Here is a 19206-nt window from a genome sequence, read left to right as displayed (position 1 = left end):
CAACCTAGGCGCGCTTGGCAAAAGCGCAACCAGATTGACCCAAAGCGCTTCATTTTCCATGTCGCTTTCAGACTTGATCGCAAAACTCATGCCCTCAGGTTGAACCAGACCACGAGGGAGCCTGACATGCCCTTTCGCAACAGCCAAAAACGCGCCCACCATCGCCATCCATGCCGGAAAATTTCCCGATCCGCCCACAGGCGCGTCTGCACCGCTGTTGCATCGGTGCTGAAGCCCAAAACCCAATGGTGCCTTCAGAAAGCCCAGTGAACCCGATTGCTCGCCTCACCGATTTGGCCGCCGTCAGCAAACTGGCGCATGATGCAGGTGGCGGGGTGATCCGCCTGTCAATCGAGCTGGAAGATCCTGAGGATTTGACCGCTGATTTGGCAGGGGTTTTGTAGACGGGATTACCCTGAAGTTTCACCACAGACAGGGCAATCATCCCGCTTTTTGAGTGTGATCTTGCGGCTTTCTCCGTAAAGCGCGTCATAGATCATCATCTCCCCACGCAAGGGTGCGCCGGCACCTGCGATCACCTTAACCGCCTCAACCGCCATCATTGACCCGATCACCCCCGGCAAGGGGCCAATAACACCCGCCTCGGAACAACTTGGGGCCAAACCGTCCGCCGGTGCTTCGGGAAACACACATTGATAACACGGCGCATCGCTGGCCGGATCAAACACGCTCAACTGGCCTTCCCACTGAGAAAGCGCACCGGAAATCAAAGGCTTGCCCAGCGCTGCACAGATCCTGTTGACCAGATATCGTGTGCTGAAGTTATCTGTGCCATCCAACACTAGGTCATAATCACCAATCAGCGCTGCAGCGTCATCTTCGGTCAGGCGGCGGTGATAGGGCTTCACTTCAACAAAGGGATTCTGGGCCTTCATCGCCTCCATCGCCGAGAAAACTTTGGCGGAGCCGATCGAGCGGTCCTGATGAATCACTTGACGCTGAAGGTTTGAATTGTCAACCTCGTCGTCATCAACGATACCGATGGTGCCCACACCTGCTGCGGCCAGATACAACAACGCGGGTGATCCAAGCCCTCCAGCCCCGATCACCAATACCTTGGCGTCTTTCAGTTTTTTCTGCCCAAGGCCTCCGATTTCACGCAAAACAATGTGGCGGGCATAGCGGTTGAGTTCGGTATCGGTGAACGGGGCGTCGGTCATGGTGTCCTCTGGTTCATAGGCACGCGCGCGTAGCCAATTCAGCCCAGCACGATAGACCAGCACAATTACCGCAAACCCACCTATCAGCAACCACAACACAGGGCTTTCACCTGTGGCCAATCGCACCGGGTTGTCTGAGGGCAAAACCAGATGGGCCAGTAGGACCGCAAGATACAGAATAACGATCATGGTCCAACGGGCACGCTTGGGTGCGCCCATCACCGCGCCGATCCCGTAAAGGACAGCGGCCAGAAACAAAACGTTTAGCATCAGCTCGCTCCGGTTGACCCAAATCCACCGGCCCCGCGTGCAGTGTCACTTAGACTGCTTGTCATCTCAAATCCCGCTTGCACCACCGGAGCCACCACCAACTGAGCAATCCGAGCACCGTGTTCGATGTGAAATGGTTGTTGCCCTGTGTTCAGAGCAATTACCCCCAACGGTCCGCGATAATCACTGTCGATTGTTCCTGGACTGTTGGGAATGGTGATCCCTTTCTTCAGAGCCAGACCGGACCGCGGTCGCACCTGCACTTCGAACCCTTCGGGGATTTCAAGGCTGAGGCCCGTTGGGATCAATGCCCGCTCACCGGGTTGTAAAACAACGCCATCGCGTGCCTCTTCAGAGAAATTTGCGCGCACATCCGCACCAGCTGCCCCTGCAGTTTCGTAAGAGGGCAAAGCCACGCTCTGGTCCGCCCCGTCAAGCCAGATCAACCTGATTTGCACCAAGGGACTGCTCCTTTTTTTTCTTGTTCAAATACACAGATGTTCCGAGCGATCCCCTAACCCAGTGCTGCGGCAATCCGTTCGGCCAATTGATGGGCCACTTCATCCTTACCCATTCGTGGCCAATGTTCGGCACCGTCATCGGAAACCAGCGTCACAGCGTTCTCACTCCCCCCCATGATGCCTGTTTCCGGGCTTACATCATTGGCCACAATCCAATCGCATCCCTTGCGCAGGCGTTTGGCAGTGGCGTTGTCGATCACATCATCAGTTTCAGCCGCAAACCCCACAACCAAGGGCGGACGCCCCGAGGCCATTTGGCTAACTGTGGCCAGAATATCGGGGTTTTCGGCGAACTCCATCGCGGGAATGGCGCCTTTTTGTTTCTTGATCTTGCTGTCTGATGCGCTGGCCACCCGCCAGTCGGCCACAGCCGCGGCAAAGACGGCGGCATCAACCGGAAGCACCGCTTGCACGGCGTCAAGCATTTGCGCGGCTGTCTCGACCTCAACCACATGCGCACCTTCGGGTCTGGCCACATCAGCCGGCCCGGTAACAAACACCACGTCGGCCCCCATCGCAGTCAAAGCCCGTGCAATCGCCGTGCCCTGCGCCCCGGAGGACCGGTTCGCAATATAGCGCACCGGGTCAATCGGCTCGTGTGTGGGGCCGGATGTCACCAGAATACGCCGTCCTGTGAGAGGCCCTTCAGCCAAAGCCGTTTCAATTGCCGAGACAATCTCAAGCGGCTCTGACATGCGGCCCGGACCATATTCGCCGCAAGCCATGTCGCCCTCGTTCGGGCCGACAAACATCACGCCATCGCCCCGCAATGTCGACACGTTCCGCCGGGTTGCAGGGTGTTCCCACATCCGCACATTCATTGCTGGCGCCACCAGAACAGGGGTATCTGTTGCCAAAAGAAGGGTTGAGGCGAGATCATTGGCAAGTCCGTTCGCCATCTTGGCCATCAAATCCGCCGTTCCCGGTGCAATCACCACCAAATCTGCGGAACGGGACAGCTGAATATGGCCCATCTCGGCCTCATCTGTCAGATCAAACAAATCGCGAAAGGTTTTTTCTCCGGTCAATGCTGACACAGACAAGGGCGTCACAAATTCGGCCCCAGAGTTGGTCAGCACCGGCGTCACCCAGGCACCCCGCTCGCGCAGGCGCCGGATCAGGTCCAGCGATTTGAATGCAGCAATACCGCCGCCAATAATCAGAAGAATACGTTTGTCTGTCAGCATCTTGACACCTGTTCAGAGGTTTCGCACCGACACTAGGCCCAGACGCGCGAGGACTCAAGCCAACCCTAGTCTTTGCGAAAAGCCAGACAGGGGTCTTCGCGCGCTGCTTCAGCCGTAATAACCCAATAGTCGAATGGCTGGTCACCCTTTGGTGCAAGTTCAAACTGTGCGACACTACGCTGTGAAATGTCGGAGGTCAGCAGAGCAGGTGCGCCCCAATCTTTTCGCGCATGGCCATTGCCGGTGATCACAACCACTGGACCGCCTGTTTCGGCCAGCGCACGTTCAATTTCACGTGCCAAGGTGGCATCTCGCAATCGTTGGCCCAAAACCATTCCTGGCAGCATTTCTTCGGGCAATGCGTTGCAATGTGCTTCGAACTGTTTGGCTTCCCGTTGGGCTTGCTCCTGCTCACTCAAAGGGGTTGTCAGACCATATTGGGCCGCATTTGGGCCAAAACCTATCGCCAAATCTTGCCCCATTATCGCATCCCTCACATCCGCCCGTGGCACCTGAGCTCCATAAACTGAGACCAATGGTGCAGCCCTAAATATCGGATAATACAAAGAAAAGTTCGGCCAGCCACTGGCATTCCAAGCCAAAACATCCTGAAGCCTTTCTTGATCCTGAACCAAGTCAGGAGACACGCGATCCGCTTGTTCCGGGGTCAGCATCTCATAAACGACCGCCTTCGGAGAAACCGCCGCAACAATCTTTGTTTGGTTTTCATGGTGCCATGGGTTGTCGTGCAGTTCGCCGAGAAACAGCACATCGACCGATGGCAATGCGCTCACATCGGAAGGGTCAATCTGGTCAGCAAACAAAGGAGAGGCCACTAAGGCCAGAACCGGAATCAGGTGTCTCATGACACCAAGTCATGCACCTCCAAACCGTCACGTTCAAGTACAGTACGCATTTTGATCATGGCGGCTGCTTCCAACTGGCGTACACGTTCTTTTGACAGCCCCATTTCTTGCCCAAGATCCGCCAGAGTGCGAGTTTCGTCTTGTAGTCGTCGCTGCCGTACAATGAACTGTTCACGAGGATTAAGAACACCAAGCGCTGCATCAATGCGGTTTTGCAGGACTTCGTGGTCATGCCTTTTGACAACTGATTCAGCCCCTAGTGCGGCTTCATCTTCCAGCAAATCAACCCACTCACGACCGCTGTCTTCGGTGCTTTGAGTTGCATTCAACGACATGTCTGAACCTGACATGCGCCCCATCATCATTTCCGTATCCGCAAGAGAAACGCCAATTTCAGTCGAGATTCTTTCGCATACCTGATGGGAGTCCAATGTTTCACCCCGCGCCAATGCCTCACGCTCAAGTCGGGCCTGAACACGTCGAAGATTGAAGAACAAAGATTTCTGAGATGTGGTCGACCCGGTGCGCACAAGAGACCAGTTACGCATGACATGGTCCTGAAGTCCGGCTCTGATCCACCAAACAGCGTAAGTTGAAAACCTCACGCCGCGGTCAGGATCAAATCGATCGGCGGCTTTCATAAGTCCCAGCGAGGCCTCCTGAATCAGATCACTGTAAGACAGACCTGTTCGCCGGAATTTTCCGGCCATGGAAATAGCCAGGCGCATATAGGCCTGTATCAGCCTGTGCAAAGCTTGTGCGTCGCGATCATCCCGCCATCGACGAGCGAGATCTGTTTCGGTTTCAGCATCCAGCATTTCAGCCCGCATAGACCGCCGGGTTAAGTCACTCGTAAAAGGGGAATACACAGCCATGGTGATCTCCTTGTGTCTTGCTCTCTTCAATGGAATTACGCAACGTATGTCAGGTTGGATCATTCCAGAGCAGAATTAGTTTGGAACAAAATAGATGATTCTAAAAAGCACTTTTATACTCGGAGGCGCTTCTTCAGGCAAATCAGCATTTGCCGAAGCCATGGTGAAAGCCACCAACGCCCCCAGAGTATACATTGCCACATCACAGGCATATGACAAGGAAATGCAGGCAAAAATTGCGTCTCATCGCAAGTCCCGAGGCAAGGGTTGGCGTACGATAGAATGCCCATTGGGCGTTTCGGAAGCTCTTAGTGACGTTGCGGAAGGCGAAGTCGTTTTGCTCGATTGTGCGACGATGTGGTTAAATAATCAGATGTTTGCAAACAATGATATCGCCCAGGAAACAGAAAACCTTCTCGCGGCTATGGCCGCTTGCAAGGGCCGCGTGGTGACTGTTTCAAACGAAGTCGGTATGGGAATCGTCCCTGAGAATGCATTGGCCCGCCAATTTCGAGATGCCCAAGGCAAACTGAACCAGAAACTTGCAGATGCAGCAGACCTTTCTGTCTTTGTTGTGGCCGGTCTGCCATTGGTTCTGAAAGGAACATTGCCATGAGCCGCCTGTATTTGGTCCGCCATGGGCCGACCCATGCAAAGTCCATGGTCGGCTGGTCAGATTTGCCAGCCGATCTCTCTGATACGGCGGCTTTGTCCCGCCTTTCCGCCCATTTACCTGAAGATGGGATGATCGTCAGTTCTGATTTAATCCGTGCGGTTCACACGGCGGATGCGATTCAAGACACCCGGTCCCGCCTCCCCCATGATCCCAATCTCAGAGAGATGCACTTTGGGGACTGGGAGCTTAAACGATTTAACGAGATAGAGGCCCAATCTCCGGACCACATCCGCGCTTTTTGGGAAACCCCCGGTGATATTGCTCCGCCCAACGGTGAAAGCTGGAACCAAGTTTGCAACAGGGTAGACATCGCTGTTGATCGACTGATTACCAACAATCTAGGTCGCGATTTGATATTGGTTGCTCATTTCGGTGTCGTTCTGACACAGATCGCCCGGGCTGAAGGACTAAGCGGAGAAGAAGCCTTTTCTCACAAAATTGACAACTTGTCCGTGACCACGATCCACACAGCTGGCAGTTGGTTTGTGGAGGCCATCAATCACAATCCTTGATGATGTTGCGCAAAATCTTTCGTTTTGCGGTGAATTCTGACTGAGCTAGTCTCGATGAATGACTTACACCTTACTTCTGGGCGATTACGCCTATTCCTCGTGGTCGCTACGCGGCTGGTTGTTGTTTGAAAAATTCGGGATTGCCCGGTCGCAACACATGTTGAACTTTTCAGGTCAGGATGTTGAGGAACAGCTGGCCAATTTCCCCCCAGCTCGAACTGTGCCCACCGTTGTCATGCCAGAAGGAGCGGTCGTGTCGGATTCACTTGCGATTGCTGAAGAACTTGCAACACGCCACCCGGACGCCGGGCTGTGGTCTTGCGATCCGCTGACCCGCGCAACCACCCGCAGCCTCGCGGCTGAAATGCACTCAGGGTTTGTTGCGCTGCGATCAGATTACCCTATGAACCTGCGAAAGGCCTATCGCGACACCTCCCCGTCCAAGGCCGTTCTGGCCGATCTCGCAAGAATTGAGACGATCTGGGAGGATGCCTTTGACAAATTCAATGTGCAAGGCCCATGGCTTGGTGGCACATATTCTGCAGCTGATGCATTTTTTGCGCCGGTTGCGGCACGGATTGCGGGATACGGGCTGCCGATTGGTAAACGGGCCCGCTCATATGTCACCCAACACCTTGCCGATCCAGCCTTTCGCCGCTGGCGGGCTATGGGTCTGGTGCATGGTGATACCTTGCCGTGGTACGCCAAAGAGTTCGAAAACATTGACTGGCCCGGCCCTAAGCCTTTGGTTGCAATCGCAGTTTCTGGATTCGCCGCCGAAAACGACGCTTGTCCTTACTCAGGCCGTCCTGTCACCGACGTCATGGAACTCGATGGTAGACGGTTTGGATTTTGCAATCCATTTTGCCGGGACAAAACAGTTGCTGACCCAGAAGCCTGGCCAGACTTCATGGCGCTTTTGTCAAGCTAGAGCGCTCCCGCCCATGATTTATGCCTTTAGACCCGCATTCGAAGTTCTTTACCGTTCCCGGACCAAAGTTTACCTTTCGCTAACCATGGCGCGTTAACACTTTTGCAGGACTTGCGGAGGAGATCGCCATGGTTGCGCGCGCCTATACAGTTGCGTTCGAGGGTGTCGAAGCGCTCACAGTCGAGGTCCAATGTGCCGTGTCGCCCGGATTGCCCGCATTCTCCATCGTGGGGCTGCCCGACAAAGCCGTCTCTGAAGCGCGTGAACGCGTGCGCGCCGCCCTGAACGCCATGGCGATCGCACTGCCATCTAAGCGTATCACCATCAATCTGTCCCCGGCTGATCTGCCAAAGGAAGGCAGTCACTTTGATCTCCCGGTCGCCATAGCGCTATTGGCGGCATTGAACATTATCCCGGAAGATGCCGCGGAAAACTGTGTGTCGTTGGGTGAGCTGTCTTTGGATGGCACGCTTGTTCCCGTCACCGGGGCACTGCCCGCTGCGATGTCGGCAGCTGAGTCCAACCGTATATTACTTTGCCCGGCAGCTTCGGGAAGCGAAGCGGCCTGGGTCGGGAACACACAAGTGATTGCAGCCCTAACCCTAGCAGATGTCGTGAGACACTATACTGGCCAGTCCCCTTTGGCACCGTCCAAACCTGGCGAAGTGGTGCGTCCGCAAACGGACAAAAACATGCGTGATATCAAAGGCCAGGAACGCGCCAAACGCGCGCTGGAAATTGCCGCTGCCGGGCGTCATCATTTCCTGATGACAGGAAGTCCCGGCTCGGGAAAATCCATGCTGGCATCCCGCCTGCCTTCTGTTCTTCCACCACTTTCCGCTCAGGAAGCTTTGGAAACGTCAATGATCCATTCCGTTGCCGGATTGTTGGATCAGGGCGGCATTTCGCGTGAGCGCCCGTTTCGAGAACCACATCACACCGCGTCAATGGCGGCTATTGTGGGCGGTGGCCGGCGGGCCAGCCCGGGCGAGATCAGCCTTGCTCATAACGGTGTTTTGTTTCTGGACGAATTGCCCGAATTCTCACGCGCGGTTCTGGAAACCCTGCGCCAACCGATTGAATCCGGTGAAGTCATGGTTGCGCGCGCCAATGCGCATGTGACGTATCCCTGTCGATTTATGCTGGTGGCGGCGGCCAATCCGTGCCGATGCGGAGAAATGTTCAATCCCGCCAAGGCCTGTTCCCGCGCTCCAGTCTGTGGCGAAGATTACATGGGTCGAATATCGGGCCCCCTGATGGACCGGATTGACCTCAGGATTGAAGTGCCACCTGTCGATTTTCGCGATCTGGATTTGCCATCAGACGGGGATAGTTCACTGGCCATCGCTGCAAGGGTCGCCGCCGCGCGCGACCTTCAATCCGCGCGATTTGAAGGACAGACCAGTATGCGTGTGAATGCGGACGCCGCAGGCGGCATATTGGAAGAAATCGCGACACCTGATACCGAGGGACGTGAATTCTTGCAGACCGTTGCGGAACGGTTTGGTTTGTCCGCGAGGGGGTATCATCGGGTTTTACGGGTCGCCCGCACCATTGCTGACCTTGAGGCCAGCTCGCAGGTACGCAGGCCTCATATCGCCGAAGCCGTCAGTTTTCGACTAGCAGATGCCAAGTAGAGTTCAGGTTCGCTTAGCCTCAATCGCCTGCCAGATTTTTTCAGCGATGTTCACACCGTCAAATCGTTCGAGCTCTTGAATGCCCGTAGGCGAGGTCACATTGATTTCGGTCAGGTAGTCACCAATCACATCAATCCCAACAAACACCTGCCCCTTTTCCTTGAGCAATGGACCAATGGCGGCACAGATCTCCAAATCACGCTCGCTGAGACCGATTTTCTCAGGTCGCCCACCAACGTGCATATTGCTACGAGTTTCGCCTTTTGCAGGGACGCGATTGATCGCGCCCACAGGTTCTCCATCAACCAAAATGATCCGTTTATCGCCATTGCTGACGTCAGGCAGGAACTTCTGTACAATCAAGGGCTCTCGGCTGAAGCTGGTGAATAATTCATGCAAAGACGTCAGGTTGCGGTCGTTGCGGTCCAAGCGAAACACCCCGGCACCACCATTGCCGTAAAGCGGCTTGAGGATCACATCGCCATGCTTTCCCTTGAAGGCTTTGATGGCGTCCAGATCGCGCGCAATCGTCGTGGGTGGCGTGAGGTCAGGAAAATCCAGAACCAACAGTTTTTCAGGGTAATTGCGCACCCAAAACGGATCGTTCACCACAAGCGTTTCCGGCATCAAGCGATCCAGAATATGGGTTGAGGTGATATAGTGCATGTCGAACGGCGGGTCTTGCCGAAGCCAGACCACGTCAAAGTCGGCAAGGTCGACATGGGTCAATTCGCTTAGGTCGGCATGGTTACCTTGCTCGCGCCGCACGGTAAAAAAATAGCCCTTGGCAGTCACACGCCCCTCATCAAATGCCAGATGGTCTGGGGAGTAGTAGAACAACTCATGTCCGCGGGCCTGAGCTTCTTCGGCAAGACGGAAGGAACTGTCGGCGTTGATATCTACCGACTGGATCGGGTCCATTTGGAAGGCGATTTTCATGGGCATCCTCGAAATTGGCTTGCCCCTTACATGGCGTACCATGGCGCGCCTTGCAATGCCTTCTCAGTACCCGGCCAGTGCATTCTCAAGAATGTGAATTTCTCCATAGCGATTGACCAAAGCCACATCAAAGCGACAGTCCGTGAGTTCACCGTTGGGTTCATGAGCCATAAAGGATGCCGCACCAGCCAACAGGCGATTGATCTGGCGATGAGACAGACTTTCTGCTGCTCGGGAAAAATCGCGCGACTTCTTGACCTCAACAAAGAGCAGGACCCCTCTTTGTCGAAGCACCAAATCCAGTTCTCCAGCACCCTTGCGCCAGCGGCGGGCGACCACACTGCAGCCCAGATGACGGTAGTGCCGTTCAACGGCGTCTTCGGCCGCTTTGCCTGACAAGTAGGCGCGTCTGCCCCTGTCTTCGATGTCAGTGCCCGGCGAAAACATTAAACCTGCGGCCTGATCCAATTGCCCGTCCCCTAAAAAATCAACTGTTCCCAGCGATCTTAAGAGCCATTTGGTAAACTTTTCGTTTATGCGCGCCAAAGGCCTTGGCCACACCATCAGCCGCATCCCGCACCGACATGGATTTCAAAGCCTCGGTCAATGCTTCGGTCAGATCCTCGTCGCTGATCTCACGCGGTGCAGCCCGATCAATCAGCACAACAATCTCACCTTTGACATTGACCCCATCCAATTCGCTCGCGAGGTCGCTTAAAGTGCCGCGACGCACTTCTTCAAACTTTTTGGTCAGCTCGCGGCAGACTGCCGCTTGTCGATCATCCCCCATCACACGCGCCGCGTCTTTCAGCATTTCAGCCACCCGACGAGGGGATTCGTAGAATACCAAAGTGCCCGGCACGTCGCGCAATGCCTCAAGAGATGTTCTGCGTGCGCCCTTGGCATTTGGCAAAAACCCGCCGAAAAAGAAGGCATCCGTAGGAAGGCCTGCCAAAGTCAAAGCGGTTATGATGGCCGATGGACCGGGCGCTGAGGTCACCAAATGTCCCGCCTCGGCAGCTTCTTTTGACAGGTGATATCCTGGGTCCGCTATCAGCGGTGTACCGGCCTCGGAAGCATACGCCACAGCCTTGCCCGCGCTCAGAAATCCCAACAATTTCTCGCGGGTACGTGCGCCGGAATGATCGTGATAAGACAGCAATGGGCGGTCCCCAAGCGCAACCCCATGGATTTCCAGTAAGCGCCGCATTGATCGTGTGTCTTCTGCCGCAATCACGTCCGCCGACGCCAACACATCCAGTGCGCGCAAAGTGATATCTCGGGCACTGCCGATCGGTGTGGCGACAAAGTACAACCCTGCCGGCAATCTCTGGATTAGATGATTCAAAGCTGGACCCAGTGCTTGTGTCGTTTATGATCCTCGTCTGAGTGGGCGGCCTTTTTGCCAGTCAATTTCAGACCCGCCATAGGGAGTGAGGATTCTAATGTTAACCCGTAATAACCCTGCCCGTCTGTTTCTGAAAGGGGCCGTGACGGCCCTTGCAATGCTAGGCCTCGTGTCTTGCGTCGAGACCGGGCCAACCATTTCCACATCAGATCCGGTTCCCGTCGCTTTGCTGGTGCCCTCAGGTTCAAGTGATTCTGGTGACGCGGTGATTGCGCAAAGCCTTGAGAATGCCGCCCGGCTGGCCATAGCTGATCTTGAGGGTGTGAAAATTGATCTACGGGTGTATTCGACCGCCGGCAACGCAGCCACGGCGCAGGCCGCAGCCGTCAAAGCAGTTGACGAAGGTGCCAAGATCATTCTGGGGCCGTTGCACGGTGAAGCGGCGAATGCAGCGGGCAAAGCCGTGGCAGGTCGTGGTATCAACGTTTTGTCTTTCTCAAACAATACCGGCATTGCGGGTGGCAACGTGTTCGTTCTGGGGGCCACCTTTGACAACACTGCCAATCGCCTTGTCAGATTTGCTGTCTCTCAGGGAAAACAGAGAATTTTGGTAGCTCACGCCAGTAACGTTTCGGGGCAAGCAGGCAGTGCAGCAATCAACAACGCAATCGCAGGCACATCGGCCAGCAATGCAGGCACCGTATCTTACGAATTTTCGCAGCAAGGTGTGGTGAATGCGGTCAGTGCCATCAAGGCAACCGCAGAACAAAACCAGGCGGATTCGATCTTTTTGACATCCTCCACATCCGGTGCATTGCCTTTGATTTCACAGCTTTTGCCCGAGTCTGGTCTGACTGCGGACAAGGTGCAATACATCGGCCTGACTCGCTGGGATATCCCGTCGCAAACGCTTGCCTTGCCGGGCGTGCAGGGAGGCTGGTTCGCACGGCCTGACTCTGCGCTGACGCAACAGTTCCAAACACGCTATGCCCAAGCATACGGCGGGCTGCCTCACGCGTTGGGCGGATTGGCCTATGATGGTGTTGCGGCGATCGGCGCACTGGTCAAAGCTGGTAAAAGCAATGCATTGACCACCAGCGCGCTGACACAGGGTGCTGGCTTTCAAGGGGTGAACGGAATTTTCCGCCTGCGAGCTGACGGATCGAACGAGCGCGGACTGGCCGTTGTCACAATCCGCGACAAACAGGTGGTGACAATTGACCCAGCCCCAAAAAGCTTCAGCGGCGGCGGTTTCTGAACCGAAACCAATGAACATTCCTGACCCATCCACCGCGCTTATCTGCGCGGTGGATGAGATATTTGACCGCAGCGCAATCGCGGACAAAATCACAAGCGCAGCCGAAAAGCGAACAGACGACCGTGCGTTGCGCGGTGAAGTCGTACAAATCCTGATGGGTGCGCAAAAAACCGGGCGCGCAGCAATCGAGGCCGCATTTCTAGCGCAACCGTTCGATGCCCGCCCAATGACTCGCGCTTATACGTGGCTTACGGATTGTCTTGTGGGGTCTGCGCATTTTGTTGCGACAACCATTTTGCACCCACTGGCCACCCCGACCGAAGGCGAACGGATCGCCTTGCTGGCGGTAGGCGGTTACGGACGTGGTGAGATGGCACCACAATCCGACGTCGATTTGTTGTTTCTGACGCCTTACAAAATTACTGCCTGGGCTGAAAGCGTCATTGAATCGATGCTATATATTCTTTGGGATTTGCGCCTGAAGGTCGGACATGCGTCGCGAACCGTTGATGACTGCATTCGACTGGGTAGCGAAGATTTCACCATTCGCACCTCTCTGTTGGAAAATCGCTTTCTACGCGGACATGCGCCTTTGGCAGAGCTGCTGAACGAGCGCTTACAAAATGATCTTTTTCTCGGCAGCGAGCGCGAGTTTATCGAAGCCAAGCTGGCCGAACGTGATGCCCGTCACGAAAAACAGGGCCAGCGGTATATGGTCGAGCCGAATGTCAAAGAAGGCAAAGGCGGTTTGCGCGACCTTCAGTCGATGTTCTGGATTGCCAAATACGTCTACCACGTTCAATCCGCGCGCGACTTGCTGGATCGCGATCTGTTTCGCGAGGACGAACATGAACGTTTTGCAAAGGCCGAGAATTTTCTGTGGGCTGTGCGCGCCCACATCCATTTGATTTCCCGCCGACCGGTCGAACAGCTGAGCTTTGACATTCAAGTCGAGGTGGCTGAGCGCATGGGGTATTGCGACAAAGGTGGGCGGCGTGCTGTCGAACACTTTATGCAAGAGTACTTTCGCCATGCCACAAGTGTCGGTGATCTGACCCGCATCCTGTTGACCAAGCTGGAAGCGGATCATGCCAAAGCAGGCCCGCTTATGGAGCGCCTGTTTCGCCGTCGCCGTCGCATTAAGAAAGACTACAAAGTCATTCACAACCGACTGGCAGTCGCCGATGACGATTCGTTCTTGGAAGACAAGGTCAACATTCTGCGCCTGTTCGAAGAAGGCTTGCGCACCGGATTGCTTATTCACCCGGACGCCATGCGACTGGTTACAGCCAATCTGGATTTGATCGATGACGATCTGCGTCAGAACAAAGAAGCCCGGCGGATTTTTCTGGACTTGTTATTGAAGCACGGTAATCCGGAACGCGCTTTGCGGCGAATGAATGAGCTGGGCGTTCTTGCCGCGTTTATCCCCGAATTCGAACCCATTGTGGCGATGATGCAATTCAATATGTATCATTCCTATACGGTAGATGAACACACCATTCAGGTGATCTCGAACTACGCCGGGATTGAGCGCGAAGAGTTGCAGGAAGAACTGCCTTTGTCCTCGGAAATTCTGGAAAGAGGTATTAACCGCAAAGTGCTGATGGTGGCCATGTTGCTGCATGACATCGGCAAAGGGCGTGATATCGACCACGCCATTCTGGGTGCGCAAATCTCGCGCAAAGTTGCTCCCAATCTGGGCCTGACCAAAGCTGAAAGTGAAACCGTGGAATGGCTGGTGCGCTATCACCTTTTGATGTCAGACACCGCGCAAAAACGGGATATTGCTGACCCGCGCACAATCCGGGATTTTGCCAAATTGGTGTCGACAGTTGATCGCCTGAACCTGCTGACGGTGTTGACGGTCTGTGACATTCGCGGCGTTGGGCCGGACACCTGGAACAATTGGAAGGCCGTGCTTATACGGGCGCTCTATCGCCAGACCCGTGTCGCGCTGGAAGACGGCATGGAAGCAATCACCCGCGAAAACCGCGGGACAGAAGCCAAGAAAAAACTGCGTGCCGAATTATCCGATTGGCCAGCCAAGTTGCTCAAAAAAGAAACTGGACGGCACTATGACCCTTACTGGCAAGGGCTGCATATCACCGCCCACAAAATCTTTGCCGAGTTGCTGCGCGATATTGAAGACAACGAAATCCGAATTGATCTGCATCCGGACGAGGATCGGGACGCCACCCGAGCTTGCTTTGCCATGGCCGACCACCCCGGCATTTTTAGCCGGATGTGCGGTGCTTTGGCCCTGATGGGGGCCAACATTGTGGATGCGCGCACATTCACATCGAAAGATGGCTATGCCACAGCCGCGTTCTGGATTCAGGACGGTGACGGCAGCCCATATGAGGTAAGTCGGTTGAAGCGCTTGCGTCAGATGATCGAAAAAACTCTGAACGGCGAAGTGGTCACGACCGAGGCCATCAAGTCGCGCGACGTCATCAAGAAACGCGAACGTGCCTTCAAAGTGCCGACCACGATCACATTCGACAATGATGGGTCCGAGATTTACACAATCATCGAAGTCGATACGCGTGACCGCCCGGGCCTGTTGTTCGATCTGACCCGGACTCTGGCCAATACCAATATCTATATCGCAAGTGCTGTCATCGCGACTTACGGTGAACAAGTGGTTGATGCCTTTTATGTAAAAGACATGTTCGGGTTGAAGTTCCATTCAAAATCCAAACAGAACGCTCTGGAAAAGAAATTGCGTGAGGCAATTTCCAAGGGTGCTGAAAGGGCAACTACGTGAAACCCATCCGCCTGATGCGAGGATTTTTGACGGTTGGTGGCTGGACTATGGCCAGCCGGGTGCTGGGCTTTGTGCGCGATGCGCTGATCCTTGCACTTTTGGGTGTTGGCCCTTTGTACGAAGCTTTTGTTGTGGCCTTTCGCCTGCCCAACATGTTTCGTCGGTTCTTTGCCGAGGGTGCATTCAACATGGCCTTTGTGCCTAAGTTCTCCAAGAAGCTTGAAGGGGAAGAAAACGCGCTTAGCTTTGCCCGCGAAGCCTTTGCGGGGTTGGCGTCGGTTCTGATTGTTTTGACGCTGGTCGCGCAGATGGCCATGCCCTGGTTGATGTGGGGGCTGGCATCCGGGTTCAGAGGGCAGGAGCAGTTTGATCTGTCTGTTGAGTTTGGGCGGATTGCTTTTCCCTATGTCCTGTTCATTTCCCTCGCAGCACTTTTATCAGGTGTGTTGAATGCCACCGGTCGTTTTGCAGCCGCAGCCGCCGCGCCTGTTCTGCTAAACGTGCTGCTGGTGAGCGGGATATCCATCGCCGCCTGGCAAGGCGCTGACGTGGCGCGTACCTTGATCTGGCTGATCCCCGTCGCCGGGGTGGCCCAGCTTGCGTTGGTCTGGATTGCTGCGGCCAAAGCAGGATTTCCCATGCGCCTGCAACGTCCACGCTGGTCGCCTGAAATGAAACGCCTCGTCACGATTGCCTTGCCGGCAGCCCTTGCAGGCGGGGTGGTTCAGGTCAACCTTTTGGTGGGTCAACAGGTCGCTTCATATTTTGATCGCGCCGTTGGCTGGCTCTATACTGCAGACCGATTGTACCAATTGCCCTTGGGCGTGGTTGGTATTGCCATCGGAATTGTATTGCTCCCGGACTTGTCACGCCGACTAAAAGCCCATGATGATGCCGGCGCACGTACGGCATTTTCCCGCGCCGGGGAGATTTCTCTGGCCCTGACCATTCCATGTGCAGTGGCGTTGATGGTCATACCCTTTCCGTTGGTATCCGTTCTGTTTGAAAGGGGCGCTGCGACATCGGACGACAGTGCCGCTATCGCCGTAGCTGTCTCGATCTATGGGCTTGGATTGCCTGCCTTTGTTCTGCAAAAGCTGTTGCAGCCTTTGTTTTTTGCACGCGAGGACACCAAAAGCCCGTTCCGTTTTGCAGTATGGGCCATGGGTGTGAACGTTGTCGTCGCGGTTGGGTTGTCGCCTTTGATCGGTTGGGTAGCCCCTGCCATCGCGACCACTTTGGCGGCATGGGTCATGGTGGGATTGCTGGCAAAAGGCACCAAGCCGATGGGATATGTCGCGCGCTTCGATGCACGCCTTCGAACCCGACTGCCCCGCATCGTTGTCGCTTCCGCCTTGATGGGGGGGCAATTGTGGATGACTGCTCTGGTATTGGGTCCGTCACTGGGCACCGAAGGTTGGCGGTATCTTGCGCTTGCCGTCCTTGTTGGCTCAGGCTGCCTGACTTACTTTGGAACCGGTCATTTGATTGGCGCTTTTCGACTGTCGGATTTCAAAGGCGCCGCCAGACGCGATTTGTAGCCTTAGAAATCCAATCAAATTTAGTGGAACAGTTGCCAAGTCGCCCTAGATTACCGTTTGCTAAAATCAGTCACGGATAATGAGGGAAGTAAGACATGAGCAATTGGGTAATTTTGTTCGGCATTGGCATTCTGGGTATCATTGCCGGGCTAATGGCTTTGTTCAATCCGTTTGGGGCGTCACTGGTCGTTACCGCGATTGCCGGGTGGTCCTTTTTGATCCTCGGTATTCTTCAAATCTTTGAAGGGCTGCGTGCGCAAGGCTGGAGCGGAAAGATGTGGTCGATCCTTATGGGGGTCATCGCAGTGTTTCTGGGTGTAAACCTTTTGGGCGAACCGCTTAAGGGCATGTTGGTTTTAACCACCTTGGTTGGAATCATGTTCCTGGCGTCTGGCTTGTTCAAACTCATCATTGGCTTGCGGATAGAGAATCCTCAACTGAAATGGGCAGTTATGTTTTCTGGTATTATTTCCGCCTTTTTGGGGTTCATGGTCTTAAGTAACTTGCCCCAGTCGGCCGCAACAATGCTTGGCGTTTTGCTTGCCGTTGAGCTTTTGTCAAATGGGGTCAGCATGATCGCATTGGCCTTGGCCCGCAAAGATGGTGCCATGACAGACGCATAAAAAACTACTCATCCTAATAAAAATGGGCGCGTCCATTCTGATGCGCCCTTTTTTACGTTCGAACCGAAGTCTCAGTCCCGACGCAAGCGTTCGACAATGCGCCGCCACCCGCCGGGTACCAGAAAGAACGACAATGCAAACCCTGTCGCGAAACCGGCAACATCTGCGATCCAGTCCTGATTGCCGCCAAACAGCAGACCAAAAAGCAGCTGGATGCCGATCAGAAATCCGATCATCGAAAAAGCGCGGGCCTGATTGGCGCCCATCTGCCCCAGACGCGTCCACAAAAGAAAGGTAAACGCCCCTATCAAGCCATAGACACCGGGAAAGGCACCGAACAAAGGCGCAGGGTTGTTCAGCACCAGACCAAAAACCACAGCGCCCGTAATGCCCGACACAAGGAACACAGCCAATGTGGAGACAGCGGAAAACACCTCGCCAACCATTTTGCCAAGCGCGATGAGCATCACTCCCGCAAAAGCCGCATGGGTGAAATTTCCGTGGACAAACATGTAAGTGACAAATCGGATCACATGTTCCAACGGCCACATGTTGTTGACCAGCATCCAGTCAAAAATATCTCCTGAAAAGGCGTACTTTTGCAGCGCCATGATCCGCCAACCAATCGCTTCGGGACCGCCGATCATGCCACGGGCGCCCAGCGCGAACATGGCTTCGATCCCAACAATGACCAAAAACAAGGCCACGACCACGGGAGGTAACGGGTTGATCGGGCTTTGATTGGGTGGATGATCCATGCCTGCGCTCCTTGACGGCGATTTGGGTCATGGGTAAGGCAACGAGACCTATAAATCCAGACGGAGAAATATCATGATCGAGGCGGTCCAAACGTCCTCTCAGTTCACCCAACGCGTCTTTTCGGGGATCCAACCCTCGGGCGGCCTGACCCTTGGCAATTATCTCGGCGCGATGAAGCGCTTTGTGGACATGCAAGGCCAGGACTATGAGACGATTTATTGCATGGTCGATTTGCATGCGATCACTGTCTGGCAAGACCCTGCGAAGCTCCGTCATGCTACCCGCGAGCTTTGCGCTGGTTTCATCGCCGCTGGCATTGATCCAGAACAGTCGATCCTTTTCAACCAGTCGGCCGTTCCGGAACACGCACAATTGGCGTGGATATTCAACTGTGTTGCCCGCATGGGTTGGATGCAGCGCATGACTCAGTTCAAGGACAAAGCAGGCAAGAATGCACAAAACGCCTCCCTTGGCCTGTTTGCATACCCCGCTCTGATGGCCGCCGACATTCTGATCTATCACGCCACACACGTGCCAGTGGGTGAAGACCAGAAACAGCATCTTGAGCTGACCCGCGATATCGCGACCAAGTTCAACCATGATTATGGTGTGGATTTCTTTCCCATCACGGAACCCGTGATTGAAGGCGCTGCAACGCGCGTGATGAGCTTGAGGGACGGATCGAAAAAGATGTCCAAGTCTGATCCCTCGGATGCCAGCCGCATCAACATGACAGATGATGCCGACACAATTGCTAAGAAGATTCGCAAAGCCAAGACTGACCCCGACGCTTTACCTTCTGAAGCCAAAGGCCTGGAAAACCGCCCGGAGGCCCGCAACCTGGTCAACATTTATGCGGCGCTTGCTGACATGTCGGTGGAGGCGGTATTGAAAGACGCGGGCGGCAAGCAGTTTTCTGAGTTTAAGCCGATATTGTCAGAATTAGCCGTCGCAAAACTGGCCCCCATTTCGACCGAAATGGCGCGGCTGACACAAGATGCCGGCGAGATTGACAAAATACTTGATCGCGGCGCGGAACGGGCCCGCGAAGTGGCAGCTCCGATCCTCAAGAAGACCTATGAAATTGTCGGCATGGTCGGCGCCTGATGCCTAACGGAGCCCCAGATTTCGTGGGGCTCCGTTAGGCGCGGTCTGGGGGGCTGCCCACCTGCGCAAAGCGCATTCACCCTGGAGTATTTTTTGAAATTTGAAGTTTGAGCAATTTGTTGGCGCGTTACATAGCCGTCACAAGACCGTCACGAATCTGAATCTTGTCTGCACTAGCCTCTGTGGCGAAACGCATTAGGCTAAG

At 54.8% G+C, this 19206-nt stretch carries 19 protein-coding genes; 10 read left to right on the top strand and 9 right to left on the bottom strand.

Going from position 1 to position 19206, the window contains the following annotated elements; genetic code table 11:
• Positions 1–170 precede the first annotated feature (170 nt).
• Positions 171–404 (top strand): hypothetical protein, encoded by a 234-nt coding sequence (locus BUC32_RS05205; protein WP_073250245.1) that lies wholly within the window; start codon positions 171–173, stop codon positions 402–404.
• Positions 405–410: 6 nt separating this feature from the next.
• On the opposite strand, the gene BUC32_RS05200 is transcribed toward BUC32_RS05205, so the two are convergent.
• The 5 genes from BUC32_RS05200 to BUC32_RS05180 all read right to left on the bottom strand — a co-directional run bounded on the left by BUC32_RS05200 (position 411) and on the right by BUC32_RS05180 (position 4900).
• Positions 411–1451, bottom strand: coding sequence for a HesA/MoeB/ThiF family protein (locus BUC32_RS05200; protein ID WP_073250242.1), 1041 nt, complete (start codon positions 1449–1451; stop codon positions 411–413).
• Positions 1451–1912 carry a dUTP diphosphatase gene (gene dut, locus BUC32_RS05195; RefSeq protein ID WP_073250239.1) on the bottom strand — a complete coding sequence of 154 codons (462 nt, stop codon included), beginning with the start codon at positions 1910–1912 and terminating at the stop codon, positions 1451–1453. The genes BUC32_RS05200 and dut overlap by 1 nt, the downstream gene beginning before the upstream one ends.
• A gap of 53 nt (positions 1913–1965) precedes the next feature.
• On the bottom strand, positions 1966–3159 hold the full coding sequence (coaBC, locus tag BUC32_RS05190; protein ID WP_073250235.1) for a bifunctional phosphopantothenoylcysteine decarboxylase/phosphopantothenate--cysteine ligase CoaBC: 1194 nt from the start codon (positions 3157–3159) through the stop codon (positions 1966–1968).
• 65 nt (positions 3160–3224) lie between these two features.
• Complete coding sequence (locus tag BUC32_RS05185; RefSeq protein ID WP_073250232.1) at positions 3225–4025, bottom strand: ChaN family lipoprotein; 801 nt, start codon at positions 4023–4025, stop codon at positions 3225–3227.
• The gene (locus tag BUC32_RS05180) at positions 4022–4900 is read right to left on the bottom strand and encodes an RNA polymerase factor sigma-32 (protein WP_073250230.1); all 879 of its coding nucleotides are present in this window, start codon (positions 4898–4900) and stop codon (positions 4022–4024) included. Before BUC32_RS05180 ends, BUC32_RS05185 begins: the two co-directional genes overlap by 4 nt.
• 94 nt (positions 4901–4994) lie before the next feature.
• On the opposite strand from BUC32_RS05180, the gene cobU reads away from it, so the two are divergent.
• The 4 genes from cobU to BUC32_RS05160 all read left to right on the top strand — a co-directional run bounded on the left by cobU (position 4995) and on the right by BUC32_RS05160 (position 8656).
• Positions 4995–5516: a bifunctional adenosylcobinamide kinase/adenosylcobinamide-phosphate guanylyltransferase gene (gene cobU, locus BUC32_RS05175; protein WP_073250227.1), complete on the top strand. Its 522-nt coding sequence runs from the start codon at positions 4995–4997 to the stop codon at positions 5514–5516.
• Positions 5513–6088 carry a histidine phosphatase family protein gene (locus tag BUC32_RS05170; RefSeq protein ID WP_073250224.1) on the top strand — a complete coding sequence of 192 codons (576 nt, stop codon included), beginning with the start codon at positions 5513–5515 and terminating at the stop codon, positions 6086–6088. The genes cobU and BUC32_RS05170 overlap by 4 nt, the downstream gene beginning before the upstream one ends.
• 58 nt (positions 6089–6146) lie before the next feature.
• Entirely contained in the window at positions 6147–7019 is an 873-nt protein-coding gene (locus BUC32_RS05165; protein WP_073250223.1) for a glutathione S-transferase, read from the top strand.
• A 128-nt stretch (positions 7020–7147) separates the two neighbouring features.
• Complete coding sequence (locus BUC32_RS05160) at positions 7148–8656, top strand: YifB family Mg chelatase-like AAA ATPase (RefSeq protein WP_073250220.1); 1509 nt, start codon at positions 7148–7150, stop codon at positions 8654–8656.
• A 3-nt stretch (positions 8657–8659) separates the two neighbouring features.
• Here the strand turns inward: BUC32_RS05160 and gshB are convergent, their stop codons facing one another.
• From gshB to rsmI, 3 genes are all read right to left on the bottom strand, one after another.
• A complete protein-coding gene (gshB, locus tag BUC32_RS05155; protein WP_073250217.1) occupies positions 8660–9595 on the bottom strand; it encodes a glutathione synthase in 936 nt (311 codons plus the stop codon).
• A gap of 63 nt (positions 9596–9658) precedes the next feature.
• The gene (locus tag BUC32_RS05150; protein ID WP_245815134.1) at positions 9659–10063 is read right to left on the bottom strand and encodes a YraN family protein; all 405 of its coding nucleotides are present in this window, start codon (positions 10061–10063) and stop codon (positions 9659–9661) included.
• 19 nt (positions 10064–10082) lie between these two features.
• Positions 10083–10943 (bottom strand): 16S rRNA (cytidine(1402)-2'-O)-methyltransferase, encoded by an 861-nt coding sequence (gene rsmI, locus BUC32_RS05145; RefSeq protein WP_073250212.1) that lies wholly within the window; start codon positions 10941–10943, stop codon positions 10083–10085.
• 97 nt (positions 10944–11040) lie between these two features.
• Here rsmI and BUC32_RS05140 point away from each other — a divergent pair, with 97 nt between their 5' ends.
• The 4 genes from BUC32_RS05140 to BUC32_RS05125 all read left to right on the top strand — a co-directional run bounded on the left by BUC32_RS05140 (position 11041) and on the right by BUC32_RS05125 (position 17135).
• Complete coding sequence (locus BUC32_RS05140; protein WP_073250209.1) at positions 11041–12201, top strand: penicillin-binding protein activator; 1161 nt, start codon at positions 11041–11043, stop codon at positions 12199–12201.
• Positions 12161–14971 carry a [protein-PII] uridylyltransferase gene (locus BUC32_RS05135; protein ID WP_073250206.1) on the top strand — a complete coding sequence of 937 codons (2811 nt, stop codon included), beginning with the start codon at positions 12161–12163 and terminating at the stop codon, positions 14969–14971. Before BUC32_RS05140 ends, BUC32_RS05135 begins: the two co-directional genes overlap by 41 nt.
• On the top strand, positions 14968–16512 hold the full coding sequence (gene murJ / locus BUC32_RS05130; RefSeq protein WP_073250201.1) for a murein biosynthesis integral membrane protein MurJ: 1545 nt from the start codon (positions 14968–14970) through the stop codon (positions 16510–16512). The genes BUC32_RS05135 and murJ overlap by 4 nt, the downstream gene beginning before the upstream one ends.
• 95 nt (positions 16513–16607) lie before the next feature.
• Positions 16608–17135, top strand: a complete 528-nt coding sequence (locus BUC32_RS05125) for an HdeD family acid-resistance protein (protein WP_073250198.1) — start codon at positions 16608–16610, stop codon at positions 17133–17135.
• 71 nt (positions 17136–17206) lie between these two features.
• On the opposite strand, the gene BUC32_RS05120 is transcribed toward BUC32_RS05125, so the two are convergent.
• Positions 17207–17893, bottom strand: a complete 687-nt coding sequence (locus tag BUC32_RS05120; protein WP_073250195.1) for a rhomboid family intramembrane serine protease — start codon at positions 17891–17893, stop codon at positions 17207–17209.
• Between the two features lie 73 nt (positions 17894–17966).
• On the opposite strand from BUC32_RS05120, the gene trpS reads away from it, so the two are divergent.
• Positions 17967–19001, top strand: coding sequence for a tryptophan--tRNA ligase (trpS, locus tag BUC32_RS05115; protein WP_073250193.1), 1035 nt, complete (start codon positions 17967–17969; stop codon positions 18999–19001).
• Positions 19002–19206: the final 205 nt, after the last annotated feature.

It is taken from the genome of Shimia gijangensis (genome assembly GCF_900142085.1).
Classification (GTDB): domain Bacteria; phylum Pseudomonadota; class Alphaproteobacteria; order Rhodobacterales; family Rhodobacteraceae; genus Shimia; species Shimia gijangensis.
Note: the sequence above shows the minus strand (reverse complement) of the source record. Positions and strands in the feature narration are given on the sequence as shown.